18 protein-coding genes are annotated in these 16469 nt (G+C 50.4%); 9 read left to right on the top strand and 9 right to left on the bottom strand.

The window, feature by feature from the left end; genetic code table 11:
• The first annotated feature begins 82 nt into the window (after window positions 1–82).
• Genes SPK40_RS14915 through SPK40_RS14900 form a run of 4 tightly spaced genes read left to right on the top strand, consistent with a single transcriptional unit; the run spans window position 83 to window position 2585 of the window.
• Window positions 83–616 (top strand): hypothetical protein, encoded by a 534-nt coding sequence (locus SPK40_RS14915; protein ID WP_330960987.1) that lies wholly within the window; start codon window positions 83–85, stop codon window positions 614–616.
• Between the two features lie 25 nt (window positions 617–641).
• Window positions 642–1406, top strand: coding sequence for an AfsA-related hotdog domain-containing protein (locus SPK40_RS14910; protein WP_248142867.1), 765 nt, complete (start codon window positions 642–644; stop codon window positions 1404–1406).
• A gap of 1 nt (window position 1407) precedes the next feature.
• Window positions 1408–2079, top strand: coding sequence for an HAD family hydrolase (locus tag SPK40_RS14905; protein WP_248142868.1), 672 nt, complete (start codon window positions 1408–1410; stop codon window positions 2077–2079).
• Window positions 2076–2585, top strand: a complete 510-nt coding sequence (locus SPK40_RS14900) for a DUF2165 family protein (RefSeq protein ID WP_330960986.1) — start codon at window positions 2076–2078, stop codon at window positions 2583–2585. The genes SPK40_RS14905 and SPK40_RS14900 overlap by 4 nt, the downstream gene beginning before the upstream one ends.
• A 151-nt stretch (window positions 2586–2736) precedes the next feature.
• Here SPK40_RS14900 and SPK40_RS14895 read toward each other — a convergent pair whose 3' ends face one another.
• The 6 genes from SPK40_RS14895 to SPK40_RS14870 all read right to left on the bottom strand — a co-directional run bounded on the left by SPK40_RS14895 (window position 2737) and on the right by SPK40_RS14870 (window position 8626).
• Window positions 2737–3075, bottom strand: a complete 339-nt coding sequence (locus tag SPK40_RS14895) for a hypothetical protein (protein ID WP_330960985.1) — start codon at window positions 3073–3075, stop codon at window positions 2737–2739.
• Window positions 3076–3228: 153 nt separating this feature from the next.
• Entirely contained in the window at window positions 3229–4335 is a 1107-nt protein-coding gene (locus tag SPK40_RS14890) for an ABC transporter ATP-binding protein (RefSeq protein WP_330960984.1), read from the bottom strand.
• Window positions 4336–4340: 5 nt separating this feature from the next.
• Window positions 4341–5198, bottom strand: a complete 858-nt coding sequence (locus tag SPK40_RS14885) for a carbohydrate ABC transporter permease (RefSeq protein ID WP_248142872.1) — start codon at window positions 5196–5198, stop codon at window positions 4341–4343.
• Complete coding sequence (locus SPK40_RS14880; RefSeq protein ID WP_330960983.1) at window positions 5195–6115, bottom strand: carbohydrate ABC transporter permease; 921 nt, start codon at window positions 6113–6115, stop codon at window positions 5195–5197. Before SPK40_RS14880 ends, SPK40_RS14885 begins: the two co-directional genes overlap by 4 nt.
• 135 nt (window positions 6116–6250) lie before the next feature.
• Window positions 6251–7471 carry an ABC transporter substrate-binding protein gene (locus SPK40_RS14875; RefSeq protein WP_442957582.1) on the bottom strand — a complete coding sequence of 407 codons (1221 nt, stop codon included), beginning with the start codon at window positions 7469–7471 and terminating at the stop codon, window positions 6251–6253.
• A 423-nt stretch (window positions 7472–7894) separates the two neighbouring features.
• Window positions 7895–8626 carry a response regulator gene (locus SPK40_RS14870; protein WP_330960981.1) on the bottom strand — a complete coding sequence of 244 codons (732 nt, stop codon included), beginning with the start codon at window positions 8624–8626 and terminating at the stop codon, window positions 7895–7897.
• A gap of 252 nt (window positions 8627–8878) precedes the next feature.
• On the opposite strand from SPK40_RS14870, the gene SPK40_RS14865 reads away from it, so the two are divergent.
• Window positions 8879–9403 (top strand): GNAT family N-acetyltransferase, encoded by a 525-nt coding sequence (locus tag SPK40_RS14865; RefSeq protein ID WP_248142876.1) that lies wholly within the window; start codon window positions 8879–8881, stop codon window positions 9401–9403.
• Between the two features lie 48 nt (window positions 9404–9451).
• Here the strand turns inward: SPK40_RS14865 and SPK40_RS14860 are convergent, their stop codons facing one another.
• Window positions 9452–10441, bottom strand: coding sequence for an NADP-dependent oxidoreductase (locus tag SPK40_RS14860; protein WP_330960980.1), 990 nt, complete (start codon window positions 10439–10441; stop codon window positions 9452–9454).
• A 118-nt stretch (window positions 10442–10559) separates the two neighbouring features.
• Between SPK40_RS14860 and SPK40_RS14855 the strand changes: the two genes are divergently transcribed.
• A complete protein-coding gene (locus SPK40_RS14855) occupies window positions 10560–11489 on the top strand; it encodes a LysR family transcriptional regulator (RefSeq protein WP_330960979.1) in 930 nt (309 codons plus the stop codon).
• On the opposite strand, the gene soxR is transcribed toward SPK40_RS14855, so the two are convergent.
• Window positions 11484–11921, bottom strand: a complete 438-nt coding sequence (soxR, locus tag SPK40_RS14850) for a redox-sensitive transcriptional activator SoxR (protein WP_248142879.1) — start codon at window positions 11919–11921, stop codon at window positions 11484–11486. The two genes, SPK40_RS14855 and soxR, sit on opposite strands and share 6 nt — an antisense overlap.
• Window positions 11922–12023: 102 nt before the next feature.
• On the opposite strand from soxR, the gene SPK40_RS14845 reads away from it, so the two are divergent.
• Entirely contained in the window at window positions 12024–13217 is a 1194-nt protein-coding gene (locus SPK40_RS14845; protein WP_442957581.1) for an MFS transporter, read from the top strand.
• Window positions 13218–13267: 50 nt separating this feature from the next.
• Here the strand turns inward: SPK40_RS14845 and SPK40_RS14840 are convergent, their stop codons facing one another.
• Entirely contained in the window at window positions 13268–14179 is a 912-nt protein-coding gene (locus SPK40_RS14840) for a LysR family transcriptional regulator (RefSeq protein ID WP_330960977.1), read from the bottom strand.
• A gap of 110 nt (window positions 14180–14289) precedes the next feature.
• Here SPK40_RS14840 and SPK40_RS14835 point away from each other — a divergent pair, with 110 nt between their 5' ends.
• Both SPK40_RS14835 and SPK40_RS14830 read left to right on the top strand, forming a co-directional pair.
• Complete coding sequence (locus SPK40_RS14835) at window positions 14290–15396, top strand: alkene reductase (RefSeq protein WP_330960976.1); 1107 nt, start codon at window positions 14290–14292, stop codon at window positions 15394–15396.
• 27 nt (window positions 15397–15423) lie between these two features.
• On the top strand, window positions 15424–16443 hold the full coding sequence (locus tag SPK40_RS14830) for a zinc-binding alcohol dehydrogenase family protein (RefSeq protein ID WP_330960975.1): 1020 nt from the start codon (window positions 15424–15426) through the stop codon (window positions 16441–16443).
• The last annotated feature ends 26 nt before the right edge of the window (window positions 16444–16469 follow it).

The raw sequence follows: 16469 nt of genomic DNA, 5'->3' as shown, positions 1-16469 counted from the left end.
TTTCGGCTTAGCGTTATTACTGATACCGGCACAAAGCGCAGCAACACAAACACTGAATTCGAAGACAAAGGAATATAAAACCATGACAAACTATCAGGCTTGGATTGAAGAAGATTATGCTCCGGTAAAAACATTTTCAGGCGCGATGGATGGCACAGAGGTTACCGTCACCCGATATGAAGACAACACAGACAACCCGTTCATCCTGGGTGGAGAACACATCACATTTGTTTCAGATAAAGGAGGGAAACTAAAAGGCTTAGCCCGGATTCTTGGTTTATATCAATTGGAGAACACCACATTACCAACTGAAAATGAGTCAAAGAATATTGCGATGAATTTTCTTGAATCAAATGCACCAGACTTACTTCAAAACATGAAAATTCAATGGATTAAGCCGCATGATGAAGAAGTAATGATTGATAACAAAAAAATTATCATCACAGGCATGAAAGTGAAATGCCGTAATCTTGATGATGGAAAATATTTCTGGGTTATTGTCGGACATGATAATTCAGTGATGGTTTTCGAAAGGGACATTGTCTGGGACTTTTTTAAAGCCGGCAGACAAACAGAAAAATGGCTGCATGACAGCTGGTTAAAATCTCAAATATAGAAATTCAAATCGAAAGGGAAAAACAATGGAAAATATCAATACTCTATTTACTATCGTTGGCGATAAATTAACAAACTATAACGCATTCCCACAATGCATTACGTATAGTGAAATGATAGAGTTCATTGACAAAGGGAACTTCCTGGATTCCTATTATCAGATTGGACAAGGATTGTCCGAGGAATCCATTAGCTTTCTGATCGCAAAGTTTGAACGTCATGGCGGCTCTCACCTTTTAGTGAATGGCAGAGATAAACTGTTCAGCTATGCATCAAGGAAGGAAACCCATAAATATAAAAAAGAGAATATTTTGATCACCTCTCCGGAGCGGGTCGATGAATATCATTACCATTTAAATCTGGTGATGGATGAAAGAGGTGAATTACTGCAAGATCATCTCACCGGTTACCATATCCAGGGCATGGTTCTGATTGAAGCGGCCAGACAAGCATTCCTCGCTGTCACAGAAAAATTCTTTTACAGTGATGAATTGCCGTCTTCGCACTATTTCGTTATCAATTCAATGAATACAAGCTATCAGGCTTTTGTTTTTGCGGTTGATACTGAGATCAAATACTCAATCATTGAGCATGCGAATAAACCTGGCAGAGATTTTTATTCCGTAAAAATTGAGTTCTTCCAGAATGAAACCGTCTGTACGACAGTTGATGTTGAATTTACAGTTTTTGAATCTGCACGGCTTGAACAAAAAGAGTTTCAGCTCGCACAAAATGCGATTTCATATGCGACGAATCATCTTGAATCAAACATCGTGAGAAAGGCTGGATAATATGACCCGGATTGCAGCTTTCTATGATGTTGATGAAACCATAATTAATATAAAAAGCATGTTTAGCTTTCTACAGTTTTTTTATCAATCATGTGACGGTCAAGATAAAGGACGTTCTCGGTTTGAATCGATGATGAAATCGTTTCAGACCATGGCAAAAGAGCGTTCACGTGCAGAGGTCAATCGTTACTATTATCAGCAATTTAAAGGATTCAACCGAAATTCATTCATTGACATGACCCAATCCTGGTTTCAAGAAGTTCATCAATCCGATAATTTCTTTATCAATGAAACATTAGAGACGCTTCGTTGGCATCAGGCACAAGGACATCTCATCGTATTTGTCTCTGGTGCAAGTCATGAAATTTTGCGTCCGTTGGCCAGCCTGCTGAATGTACAGCATATATTAGGCGTCCAATTGGAAACACAGGATGACCTATTCACAGGTGCAATTATCCCGCCTCAGACAATCGGTGAAGGGAAAGCAGAAGCGGTAAAATATTTTATGGAAAAACATCAGATTTGTGCTCGCGAAAGCTTTGCTTATGGCGATCATCACACTGACATTCCCATGCTTCAGTGTGTGGGTCATCCTCATGTCCTGCGTGGTGACGATGTACTTGAACAATGGGCATCCGAAAACAACGGTTCTTTTATTGAGGTCATCCATTGAAGTCTTTCTATTTATTTAAAGCGGCGATTGTTACCGGCTTAGCCATGTGGCTGACAATCGCAGCAACCAATAACTTATTGGATAGCGGCACAAATCAGTTTTTGCTGTCATCCATGTTTAAAATGGAAGGGTTGATTGCCGACCCTGTTTTTGGAAATGGTCTTGAGTCAAGAGCGATTCACATCAATGGAATTGAAAAAATAGCGCTTTCGATCATTATATTGGTTCAATACATTGTCTCGCTCTCTTTATGGTATGCCTCCTATTGTTACTTCAAAGCTTTTGCTTCGAAGGGATGTGAGGTCAAAGCAATCAGTGTGACCAATATTGCACTGTCACTTTTTGCCATGATTTGGGTCTGTTTCCTGTGCGGCGGGTTATATTTTGGTTATTGGCTAAAATTTTCCGGCCCGCAAGGTGTCCATTTCACCTTACTGATTATTTCAATCATCGCTTTTGTGATGAACAACATTCCCTCACTGAAATGGGAAGCCGCACATCAGTAATTGATTTCCAGTCGCACTGATGAGTGCTGATATGACAAAAAAAGCCCGTTCCGGTACACATCCGGAGCGGGCTTTTTATCTCAGCCAAACAATCAGACGGAGCAAAGATCAAAGATAACGATGTTAACTCTTTACTGTTTCGACACAGCCATTATCGATAACTGATCGCGTACATGCGGCAATATTTACCCTTTGAGCCTGACCAGATTTCATCCGGCAAACCAAAAGCCATAACGGATGTTTTTGCCTGATAGGCCGCAATCACCATCGATAAATTTGCCTGGAAACCCGGATCGGTCTTCCGCAGCCAGTAACCGCTCGGGCACGTTGCTTCAGGTGACGCGAGTTTAAATACAACATCACCATCGCCGTATTCAGAATACGAGGTTACCTCTTTAATCGTCGATACCGTTGATCCAATATAGTTTTGATTCACTGCATAGCTGTGAAAAGACATCAGCCCGAATACCAAAGCAGCCCAAAATTTCATTCCATTCATCCTTAATCAATCTACCCAAATAAAACTAAGTGCATATTGAACCACAGAAGGTAACCGTGATCACCAAGACGAGGAACATCAGAAGAAAAAAACCGCTCTGGTCCGAAACCCGAGCGGTTTTTCATCACAATTGAGTGCTATTCTTTAGACCGCAATCCGTTGCTGAGTCGTGGCATCAAAGTAAACAGCTTTAGACAGATCAATACAAAATGGCAGCGTATCACCAACATTCGCATTGAAATCTGGGGAAATACGACACGCGACCTCTTGCCCATTCATCGTCACCATCGCAATCGTGTCCGGACCGGTTGGCTCCAGAACATCGATCGTCAATGGCAAACTGGCACAGGTTTCCCCTTCTGCCATTTGCTCGGTGATATTCTCCGGGCGCAGTCCGATGACAATCGATTGTCCGTCCCGCTCCCGCAACGATGCCGGGAGTGGCAAGGCATAGGTATCGCTGCCGAGTTGAACCTGCGCGATGGGTTTATCCTGTGCGTCTAAATCGACCCGGGTATGAATGAAGTTCATCGATGGTGATCCCATGAACCCAGCAACAAACATATTGCTGGGCTGGGTATAGATTTCTTTTGACGTACCCAGTTGCTGCAGTTCACCATCCTTCATGACGGCAATCCGGTCTGCCAGCGTCATGGCTTCAATCTGATCATGCGTGACATAAACAATGGTGGTACCGAGCTGCTGATGCAAGCGTTTGATTTGAGTCCGCATTTCGACCCGGAGTTTGGCATCCAGGTTCGACAGCGGTTCATCAAACAAATACAGCTTCGGCTGGCGCGCCAGTGCACGACCCATGGCAACCCGCTGGCGCTGCCCGCCTGATAACTGTGCGGGTTTACGATCCAGGAGGTGATCGATTTGCAGCATGGACGCCACACGGTCCACTTCCTGCGCAATCTTTGCCTTGTCCAGCTTTCGAATTTTCAGACCAAAGGCGATGTTATCGCGAACCGACATGTTCGGATACAGCGCATAAGACTGAAATACCATGGCAATATCGCGATCTTTGGGTTCGACCTGCGCCACATCGATACCATCAATCAGAATTTCACCGGAACTGATGTCTTCCAGACCGGCAATGGTGTTCATCAATGTGGATTTTCCGCAACCCGAGGGACCAACCAGGATCAGAAACTCTCCGGAATCTATGCTGATATCAATTCCTTTCAGCGTCTCAATCTCAGCATTTCGGTAAGTTTTGCGAATCTGTTTTAAAGCGAGTGTCGCCATAATGGTTATCCTTTCACTGATCCCGCGGTCAGACCGCGTACAAAATACTTCCCTGCCAGCACGTACACCAAAAGTGTCGGTAAGGCGGCAATAATGGCGGCGGCCATGTCAACGTTATACTCTTTCACCCCGGTACTGGTGTTCACCAGGTTATTCAGCGCCACGGTAATGGGCTGTGTTTCGGCACCGGAATACACCACGCCGAACAGGAAATCATTCCAGATCGCGGTGAACTGCCAGATCACCGTCACCATGATGATGGGTGTCGACAGCGGCAGCAGAATACGGAAGAAAATGGTAAAGAAGCCTGCACCGTCGAGCTTGGCCGCTTTCACCAGTTCATCAGGCACGCCCACGTAAAAGTTACGGAAAAACAGCGTCGTGAACGCCAGGCCATAAATCACGTGCACCGTCACCAGCCCCGCCGTGGTGTTCGCCAGACCCAGCTTGCCGAGCAGCGCTGCCATCGGCAGCAAAATCACCTGAAACGGAATGAAACAGCCGAACAGCATCAGGCTGAAAAACAGCTGAGAACCGCGAAACTGCCATTTACTGATCACATAACCGTTGAACGCGCCCAGCAGTGTTGAAATCGCAACCGCCGGGATCACCATCTGAAATGAATTCCAGAAATAGCCTTTGATACCGTCACAGCTCACACCGGTACAGGCGCCGGACCAGGCTTTATTCCAGGCATATCCCACCCATTCCTGAGGCAGTGACATCAGGTTGCCGCTTTTAATGTCCGGCAGCGTTTTAAATGATGTCATCACCATCACGACCAATGGCATCAGGTAAACCACACAGAAAAAGAGCAGTCCGCTGTAAATCGCCATCCGGCCAAGCGTGAAATGCTTATTCATGATTTTTTCTCCCGCAATTCCGAATAGAGGTAAGGCACCAGAATCGCCAGAACACCAGCCAGCATCATGATGGCACTGGCAGCCCCCAGACCAATCTGGCCGCGGGTAAAGGAGTGGGCATACATAAAGAGTGCAGGCAGGTCAGAAGAATAACCCGGGCCACCCGCCGTCAGAGCAGTTACCAGATCGAAACTCTTAATCGCAATGTGCGAGGTAATAATGACTGCGCTGAAAAAGACCGGACGCAGACAAGGCAGAATAATTTTCCAGTAAATGACCGGCATGCTGGCACCATCCATTTGCGCAGCTTTCATGATTGAGGAATCAATTCCGCGCAGACCCGCCAGAAACATCGCCATCACAAAGCCGGACGACTGCCAGACCGCAGCAATCACCAGGGTATACACCGCCATATCCTGATCCACCAGCCAGTGAAACTGAAAGTCGGTAAAGCCCCAGTCGTGCATCAGTTTTTCAATGCCCAGTCCCGGGTTCAGAATCCATTTCCAGGCCGTCCCCGTCACGATGAAAGACAAAGCCATCGGATAAAGATAAATCGTGCGAATCGCGCCTTCCTGACGAATGTTCTGATCCAGCAAAATTGCCAGCCCCACGCCAAGTACGATGGCGATGAACATGAACATCAGGCCAAAAATCCCCAGATTGGTGACCGAGGTGAGCCAGCGATCGTTGTCCATCAGTTTTTCGTATTGCAGCAAACCGGCAAAGTTGAAACTGGGCAGAAAACGGGAATTGGTCAGCGACAAGTAAAAGGTCCAGAACATAAAGCCGTAAATACAAACCACAGTGACCAGCATGGTCGGGGCCAGCACGATTTTCGGCAGCCACTTCTGCAATCTGTCCGCCAGACCGGGTCTGGCAGCTTTCTGTTTGGTCAGCGACAAGGTGTGCTCCATAGTGCGTCCTTGATTTGGGTGACATCTCAATCACGTGACTTCCCGGGCAACAACATCCCGCAGCGCTGAAATTCAGCACCGTGAAGTCACGTGAATCAAAAAATGCGGGCCGGTATTCAGCCCGCTGACGGTTGATTAAATGGCGGCTTTTACGGCTTTGGCCAGTTGTTGCGCGGCTTGTTTCGGATCAGCATCGCTATCGTTGAAGAAATTGGTGACCACATCATAGATTGCGCCCTGAACATAGCTGGTTGTCGCCAGACCATGCGCCATACTTGGCACCAGATCACCTGTTTTCGCAGATGCCTTGAAGGTTGCCATCGAATCCAGCGCACACTGGTCGAACTTATCCATATTCATATCCAGACGAACCGGAATTGAACCTTTATTCAGGTTAAACACTTCCTGGAAGTCTTTATCCAGAATGGTTTTCGCCAGATGTTTCTGAGCAACTTCATTGTCTTTATTGTTCAGTTTAAAGAAGGCAAAGCTGTCAATGTTGAAGGTAAACTGGTTCGCCGTGCCTGGAGTCGGTGCGCAAATGTAGTCTTTACCCGGCTTTTTCCCGGCCGCAGCAAACTCACCTTTTGCCCAGTCACCCATGATTTGCATGGCGGCATCTCCGTTGATCACCATTGAGGTGGCAATATTCCAGTCACGACCCGGAGAATTGTCATCAATATAGTTGTGCATGCGCTGGAAGGTCGCGAAGGTTTCCACCATTTTCGGACCGGACAGCACACCCATATCTAAATCGACAAAGGCTTTGTTGTAATCTTGCGACCCCAGCACATCCAGCGCCACAGCTTCGAACAACGTTGCGTCCTGCCACGGCTGCCCCCCATGAGCCAGCGGAATAAATCCGGCTGCTTTGATTTTGTCTGCCGCGGCAAAAAATTCTTTCATGTTCGTTGGCACTTGCGCACCGGCTTTTTTGAATACCTCAGGGTTGGCCCAGAGCCAGTTCACACGGTGTACATTCACCGGGACGGCCACGTAATCACCATGGTATTTCATTACTTTCGTTACGACTGCAGGCAGAACGTCATCCCAGTGACCCGCTTTTGCAACATCATCCAGTGTGGTCAGGAAGCCAAGATCACCCCACTCCTGAATATCATGGCCTTTAATCTGTGCCGCAGATGGCGGATTGCCAGAAACCGCGCGGGTTTTCAAAACGGTCATCGCACTTTCACCGCCGCCACCGGCAACTGCGAAATCTTTCCAGCTATCTCCCTGTTTTTCTAACATTTGTTTCAAAACAGCGGCGGACTTGGCTTCACCGCCGGAAGTCCACCAGTGAAGGACTTCAACTTCACCCGCATGCGCCATAGAACTTACCGCTGCAAAGGACATTGCAATCAGTGATTTTTTCAGTGTAAAGGTACGATTCTTTATCATTATGATGTTCTTCCTTGTGTTCAGGTTGAATGCTGGCGTACAGGGTACGGCGAGCCAGTCCTCCTGAGTCTACCCATCCAAGGAAAACGCACTGTAACAAAAGGAAACCCAAACGTAACACGCAAGTAACATTATTATTTTTAATCTTTAGAAGCAGAGACTTGCAGTGTTAACAAAATGATAAAAAGTGTGAGGTGAGTTGGTGTGAGTTATATCGCTATGTCTGATGAATCAGGAATTCCTGCCTGCGCTGAAATCACAAAGCAGTGGCGGCATCCAAACATCAAACGCCGTCACTCCTGCGAAGGCAGGCGTCCGGAAGAGAAGAAAACACAGTCCGGCCATTTGCCTTAATCCTCAGGCAAACGGCCGGGCAGTTCAGTGTTCATACGTCACCGGAGCGGTAAAGATATAGCCGTTTCCGCGCATGGTTTTGATGAATTTGGGCTGTTTGCCACTGTCGCCCAGCCGCTGACGCAACCGGCTCAGCTGAACATCAATGCCCCGCTCGAACGGCAACGCCTCCCGACCGCGGGTGGCGTTCGAAATCGTGTCCCGGTCCAGCACTTCATTCGGACGGGATAAGAACAGCATCAGCAAGCTGAAATCCCCCCCGGTCAGCTCAAAGTCCTGCTCCGTTTGCAGGTTATACAAGCGATGGGACAGCGTCTCCAGCCGCCAGTGACCAAAACGAATGGTGCGCGGCAATGTAGCGGGTTGCTGAAATTCATCCTGTGCAACCGGCCGTGTCCGCCGTAACAGCGCTTTGATTCGTGCCAGCAACTGACGCGGACTGAACGGTTTGGCGATGTAATCGTCGGCCCCGATCTCCAGGCCCAGAATCTGATCCATTTCATCAGACGCTGCTGTCAGCATGATGATGGGCACTTCCGAAGTTTTCCGCACGAACTGGCACAGTGTGAAACCGTCATCCCCCGGCATCATCACGTCCAGCAAAATCAGATCGGGGGCGCTGACCTCCAGGCATTGTTTCATCACAATGCCATCTTCAGCGGTCATCACGGTATAACCGGATTTTGTCAGGTACTCTTGCAATAACTCGCGGATTTCAACGTCGTCATCCACAACAAGAATGGTCTTGCTTGACATCTTAGTGTTCTCTTCCCTTGCACACGTCGGTATCCGAAGCGCTCTCAACGAAGGCTGAGGTGACTTCGGTTTATTGTTTTTATTGGCAGTGTTATTCATTAGAGGCATGAAATCACGATTGATACCGCAAAAGTTTGAGGCGGGTAAAGTTTTCTGCAGCGATTGCAGGCTGAAAATTGCGAATGGCTTTTTCTCATACGCCATTCAGGCATAATGTCTGAAAAACTCATAAATAAGAAAAGAAGTGCCTATATGCTGACCATTCAAGACGCAACTTTCGACGATCATCAGGCCATCGCAGATCTGCACATCCAGAACTGGCAGATGGTGTACCGCCACGACTTATCTGAGCAGTACCTGACGCAGGACATTCATCAGGACAGAAAGCAGGTATGGCATCAACGACTCATCCAGCCGATGGAAAAACGACATATTCTGGTCGCAAAGCAGGACAATCAGCTCTGTGGTTTCATCTGTATTGAGCTGGATGCACACCCTGAACTCGGAACGCTGATCGATAACCTGCACGTCAGCCCGCAGACGAAAGGACAAGGCGTTGGAAAGCTGTTACTGAAAACGGCTGCCGGAATCATTGACCAGAAAGCGCAAGGTCAGGGTATCTATCTGGAAGTGCTGGCATCGAATTTGCCGGCCATTGGTTTTTACCAGCGTGTCGGGGGCACCGAATACTGTGCGCAAACCTGGCAGGCACCGGATGGCACCGTGGTCGATGAGTTTGTTTACAACTGGTCCGGAACAGACCGGCTGGTATGCTGATCACACTGAGCCGGGCATCTGCCCGGCTTACTATCCGACTGCAATGACTTACAGTTCAACAATCAGTTTGCCCTGATTCTCTCCGGAGAACAGCAGATTAATGCCTTCAATCGCGCTGTCCAGACCGTGCAGCGTATGCGCGCGGTATTTCAGCTGACCTGCCATCAGATGTTCAGCCAGCTTCTGTCCGTATTCCGCAAAACGGTGGTAATGATCCGGCATGGTAAAACCCTGAATCATTAATCGCTTACGGACAATGTTCATCCAGTTTGGACCCGGCAGCGGCGTCGCGGTATTGTAATCGGCAATCATGCCGCACACTGCAACACGGCCATGAGCATTCATCCGGTGATAAATGTGCTGCTGGGCCGCCCCCCCGGTGTTTTCGAAAAACAGATCGATGCCATCCGGCGTTGCTGCTGCCAGCTGCGCTGCAAAATCAGGATCTTTATAGTTGATCGCAGCATCAAAGCCCAGTGTTTCGGTCAGCCACTGACACTTCTCATCACTGCCTGCGACCCCAACAACCCGCACGCCTTCGAGCTTCGCCAGCTGACCGACCATCGAGCCTACAGAACCCGCGGCACCCGTCACAACTAAAGTCTGTCCTGCTTCAGGTTTCAGCACTTCATAAAGACCGTGGTAAGCCGTAACGCCCGGCAGTGCCACGACAGACAACAATGCTTCCTGCGGCACTGTAACCGGCACCGGTGAAAGGCCGCCTTTGGCAACAAAATATTCGGTCCAGCCCATCATCCCCATCACACGGGTACCCACCGGAAAGTCAGGATGACGGGATGCCACCACATCACCGATACCACTGGAGCGCATCACATCACCCAGTTCTACCGGCGGGATATAACTTTCCCGATCCGCACTCATCCAGCCGCGCATCGCAGGATCCAGCGACATATGGGTCTGCTTGACCAGAAACTCGCCTTCCGCCAGTTCAGGCATTGATTGGGTGACTTTTTCAAATACATCCGGCGTGATACGGGTGTCCGGACGTTTTTTCAGAAGAATCGCGTTATAGCTCATGATCTTGTTCCTCGCTTTGCGTTGAGGCACACTCTAACTCTTGCTGAAAATGAAAATAAGACAGCAGATTTAAGAAACACTTTTGCTTAAAGTGGAAGAATAACCAGAGAGAAATCGCATGGACAAACTCAAAGCCATGGAAGTTTTTGCCACAACCATCCAGTGTGGCAGCATTTCCGGTGCCGCCAAACAGTTACAGTTGCCGGTCTCCAGCGCATCCCGTCATCTCAGCTGGCTGGAAGAAACCCTGGGTTCCGAGCTGATGAAACGCAGCACCCGGGCCATCAAACTGACGGAAGTCGGCCAGGCCTATCTGGCCCAGTGTCAGCGGGCTCTCGAGCAGATCCGCCAGGCCGAGGAACTCGTCCAGACATACCAGCATACGCCTTCAGGTATCCTGAAAATCAGCTGTATGAGCCATTATTTTGAGAGTCAGATGCTGCCTCATCTGAGTGAATTTGAATCGCTGTATCCGGATATCCGTCTGGATATTGATGTGTCGGATAAAGTGAATGATCTGTCGCAGGCTGAAATCGATATCGCAATTCGGGGGGGCTATATGCCGGACGAGCGAATTCACGCCCGCTGGCTGTGTGATAACACGCCGCATCTGTGCGCCAGCCGCCAGTATCTCGACATGTTCGGAATGCCCGCAAGCCACGAGGAATTGCATCAGCATCAGTTGGCTTTTTACCGGGGTCCAAGCCAGATCCTCCGCTGGGGAATCGTCCGACAGGGCCAGTGGATGGCGATGAATCTCACGCCCTATGTGGTAACCAACTCCGGCCGGTACATTCGCGAACTGATGATGGCAGGCAAAGTCATGGCGCTGCTGCCGGATTGGGCGACTCAGGAGGACAGAGACAATGGCGAGCTGGTTAAAATTGATTTACCTCAGCCTGCGTGTCTGTCCACCGAAAAACTCGGGATTCACCTGCTCTATTACAAGCCAAGGTATCAGGTGCCCAAGATCAGAGCCGCCGTGGATTTCTTCACCAAAAAACTGCTCACCCAAGAGCTCATTACACAGCCAGATCATGGTTTATGAGGTCTTTGCTTCCAGCAGGACTGCACCTGTCCCTTCTTCGGCCAGCGCATCATCAGGGTTTCGCAGCTGGCATTTTTTCAGCGACAGGCAACCGCAACCAATGCACTCTCCCAGAGAATCCCGCATTTTCTGCAGCTTTATGATCCGTTCATCCAGCTGCTGTCGCCAGAGACTCGCCATCTCCTGCCACTCTTCCTGTGTCGGCGCATGATCTAACGGCAAGTGGGACAATGCCGCGCCGATCTCTTCCAGCGACATGCCCAGCTGCTGGGCCGTTTTGATCACAGCAATCCGGCGCAACACACTGCGGTCATAGCGGCGTTGATTGCCCGGATTTCGCCAGCTTTGAATCAGTCCTTTTTGCTCATAAAAATGCAGCGTTGATATTCTGACGTCTGCACGCTGCGCCACCTGTCCGACCGACATGTCCATTGCTTTTCCTGTCCCCAAGTAAAAATCTGTTTTTCCGCCTTGACCTCAAGTTTACTTGAGGTTTTAAGCTCTGCCCACCATCAAGAAAAATAAAAGGAAATCATCATGTCAGGGACTGTCACCTATCTTACCGGCCGCTTTTTTGACGGAATTTCTTCAGGCATGTTTATGCTGGCGTTACCCTGGGTCATGCTCAGTCAGGGGGATATGGGCGTATTTGTTGCAACGGTTTCACTGGTCTGCACTGCGTTATCATTTTTCGCGACGCCATTCACCGCGACTCTGATCGACCGCCATTCCAGAAAAGCCATTCTGGTCACCATTCAGATCATTCAGTCATCCACCGCCCTGGCTGTGCTGGTCGCATTTTTGTTTCAGGCCGATTCCATCTGGCTGCTGGCGCTGGCACAACTGATTTTCTGGCTGACCAACGATATAGCCTGGAGCACCAACAATGCCTTTACCCAGGAAAACTATGACAAAACCGACTATGCAAAAGTGACCGGCCAGCAGGAAGTCGTGATGCAGCTCACCACACTGGGAGCCGGGGCTGCCGGGATTGTGCTGCTGAGTCTCTGGTCCATGCGAGAATTTGCCCTGCTGGCCACCCTGGCTTCAGGCATCGCTGCAGTCAGTTATCTGCTCACACCATACCGGCGTCAGCTGATGACGCATCAACCTCAGGCATTCTTCCGCCAACTCTCGGACAGCCGCCAGATCTTCGCCCGTCAGCCGGCTTTTTATCTCTTTCTGGCGCTCTCGTGCCTGACATATCCGATGCTGTCTTATCTGGCGAAGCTGGTTCCGGTCTATTTTTCCGAGCAGCACATCAGCGGCAGCTGGTTTGCCTCCTGGTCTCTGAGCTACGGCATCGGCGCCTTGATCACAGGACTATTGGTGACCCGTTTGCTGACCCGGATCAGCCACGAAAAAGTAATGACCGGATCGGTGATTATTATCGGGGGTCTGCTGATGGTGATCTCAGTCTGGCTGACGCCGGAAGTTCTGGTCTGTGTGACCGTCATTCTGGGATTCTTCAACGCCCTGAACCGCATCGCCCGAACCAATAAGCTCAACCATGAAGTCAGTGTGTATGAGCGGGGACGCATTGAAGGGGGCCTGAAACTGTTTTCCGTCCTGAGCCAGGGACTAAGCTTTGTGCTGATTGCCGTCCTGAGCTCTCTGCAAATCACCGAACTGGGCTTTGCCATCATGGCTGTGATCATTCTGCTTGCAGGACTGGGCATGCAGATGCTTTACCAGCGTCAGGCCCATGTCCATCTGACGCCAGCCTGATCTCTGTCTGTGTGACACGCCGCCTTCCGCTGTTTCGGGGCGGCGTTTTTTTATTGTCCGGCCATCCACTCGAGCAAGAAACGGGAAAATGCCTGAACCTGACGGGGCTGAAATTTCCGGCCGGGAAACACCAGATGGATACCGACAGCATCGGAATCACCGGGATGGAGGCCAATGATCTGTTCATCAAACAGCACGACCAGCCGTCCATCCATGACATCTTTTCGGACATCCCACCAGGATTTCATGGCGATACCACAGCCATCAACGGCCCACTGACGAACCATTGCTCCATCGGTACTCACCAGTGCCGGGCGAACCTTGACCGACATCTGGCCGGTTTCCGTTCTGAAAAACCATTCATCCATTTCCTGACCGCCCCATGCCATCACCAGACAGCGATGCCTGACCAGCTCATCAGGAGATGCCGGCATGCCCGCCTGTTCAAGATACGCCGGAGAAGCGCACAGCACCCGGCGATTCTGAACCAGTGCGCGGGCGACCAGATTACTGTCAGGTAAATCGCCCATCCGGATGGCAATATCAATCCCTTCATCGATCAGTTTCAACCGGCCGTCTGTCAGATAAAGATGAGAAGAAACGTCCGGATGCGCAACATGAAATGCCGCCAGTGCCGGGGCGACATACTGTCTTCCAAAATCTGACGGCGCTGTGATCCGCAACGTCCCGGACAAGGCCGCTTCCTCTTCACTCAGTGCCGCCTCGGCCATCGCAACTTCTTCCAGAACACGCAGGCAGCCTTCATAAAAACGCTGCCCGGCTTCCGTCAGCGCAATGTGCCGTGTATTTCGGTTCAGAAGACGCGTTTGATAGTGCTGTTCTATCTGATTCATTCTGGCCGTCATGCTGGCTGGTGACAGCCCCAGTTTGCGCCCTGCGGCAGCCAGTCCGCCCGATTTCACCACCTGGGCAAACAGCGCCATGTCATCAATTTTCGCCATATTATTCAGTTTTTATGAAATGAGTTTTCAGATTCAAGCCAATTATCAATCTATTCTGAATCAATACACTGAATGCGTCCAATCACTGAATCATTCAACGGAGTTTCAAGATGACGGATTCCAACCTGTTCTCACCGCTTCAACTGGGCGCATTAACACTTTCCAACCGGGTTGTCATGGCCCCGATGACACGCTCACGCACCAGCCAGCCGGGCGATATTCCAAACCTCCTGATGGCGGATTACTATGCCCAGCGCGCCAGTGCCGGCCTGATTATCACAGAAGCCACCCAAATCTCACCGCAGGGGAAAGGCTACTCGTTCACCCCCGGCATTTACAGCTTTGAGCAGATTCAGGGATGGCGGGCTGTCACTCAGGCCGTCCATGCCCGGGGCGGCAAAATTTTCCTGCAATTGTGGCATGTCGGCCGGATGTCGCATCCGTCTTTCCATGCAGACGGGCAACCGGTCGCACCATCCGCAATTGCACCGGATGCTCAGGTCTGGGTTGTCGGCGAAGACGGCATTGGCCGGATGCAGGACTGCCCGGTTCCCCGCGCGCTGACGCTCCCGGAAATCAAAAACATTATTGAAGATTACCAGCAGGCTGCGATCAACGCGGTCGAGGCCGGATTTGACGGTGTGGAAATTCACGGCGCGAACGGTTATCTGATCGATCAGTTTCTGCGCCGCACCTCAAATCAGCGGACGGATGAATATGGCGGCTCGCTGGCAAAACGAATTCGTTTTGCCACAGACGTTGTTGATGCCGTCAGTGAAGCAATCGGCGCCGACAAAGTGGGCATCCGGCTGGCGCCTTTCATTACCCAGCGCGGCATGAATGATCCGCAGGCCACCGATGCTATCCTGCTGGCTGCCAGACACTTCGAACAAACCGGCATAGCCTACATCCATCTGGCTGAAGCCGACTGGAGTGATGCCCCTGAAGTGTCCGTCAGTTTTCGTAAAGCCCTGAGAGCCACCTTCAGTGGCAGCATCATAGTTGCCGGGAATTATACGCCGGAAAAAAGCCAGGCTCTGATGCAGACAGGTTTAGTCGATCTGATCGCGTTTGGACGCAAGTTTCTGGCAAACCCGGATCTGCCCTATCGTTTACAACACCAGCTCCCGCTGAATGAAATCACCGATCCGACCACGCTCTTTGGCGGCAACGAGACCGGTTATACCGATTATCCTTTTTATAACCCAAACCTTTAAGCAATCCGCAAGATAGAGGAATCCAGCATGAAAGCTGTCGCACTGACGCACTATTTACCCATTTCGAACCCGGACAGCCTGATGGATATTGAGCTCCCTGCCCCGAATGTTTCCGGCCGGGATATTCTGGTCCGGGTTGAGGCCATTTCCGTCAATCCGGTCGATGTCAAAGTCCGGGCACCGAAAGACAAAACTGAATCTCAGCCACGCGTGCTGGGCTGGGACGCCGCAGGTACCGTAATCGCCACCGGTGAAGATGTCACACGATTCAAAACAGGCGATGAAGTTTATTACGCCGGAGACATCACCCGCCCCGGCACCAACAGCGAATATCACCGGGTCGATGAACGTATTGTCGGGAAAAAACCGCAGTCCCTTTCGATGGCGGAATCAGCGGCCCTGCCGCTCACCGGAATTACCGCCTGGGAAGCTTTATTTGAACGGCTTGGCATCCCGTCTGAAGGTTTCCAAAGCCCCAAAAGCATCCTCATCATTGGCGGGGCCGGTGGCGTCGGTTCGATGGCGATTCAGCTGGCAAATCAAATCTCAGGCCTGACTGTCATCGCAACGGCATCGAGAGAAGAGACCGCCCAGTGCTGCCGGGATCTGGGGGCAGACCAGATCATCAGCCACCGCCAGAACATGGCGGAACAACTGGCCGAGCAGGGTTTTCCGGTTGTGGATTATATCCTCTGTCTCAACGACACTGCCGGGCACTGGGCTGCGATGACACAAATCATCAAGCCGCAGGGGATGATTTGCAGTATCGTGGAAAGCCCCGAACCGCTGGATCTGGAACCGTTAAAAAGCAAAAGCGCCGGGTTTATCTGGGAATTCATGTTCACCCGTTCGATGTTCCAGACCGAAGATATGGATGAGCAAGGCAAACTGCTGAACCAAATCAGTCAGCTTGTCGAGCACGACACCCTGCAAACCACAGTGCGGGAACACCTGACACCCATCAACGCAGACAATCTGCGCAAAGCCCATGCCATCGTTGAGCAAGGCAATATGATCGGCAAAGTGGTTCTGTCCGGCTGGGAGTAATCTGCTCTCACAAGCTGAAAACGCCA

The organism is Photobacterium sp. 53610, from assembly GCF_036409375.1.
Classification (GTDB): domain Bacteria; phylum Pseudomonadota; class Gammaproteobacteria; order Enterobacterales; family Vibrionaceae; genus Photobacterium.
Note: the sequence above shows the minus strand (reverse complement) of the source record. Positions and strands in the feature narration are given on the sequence as shown.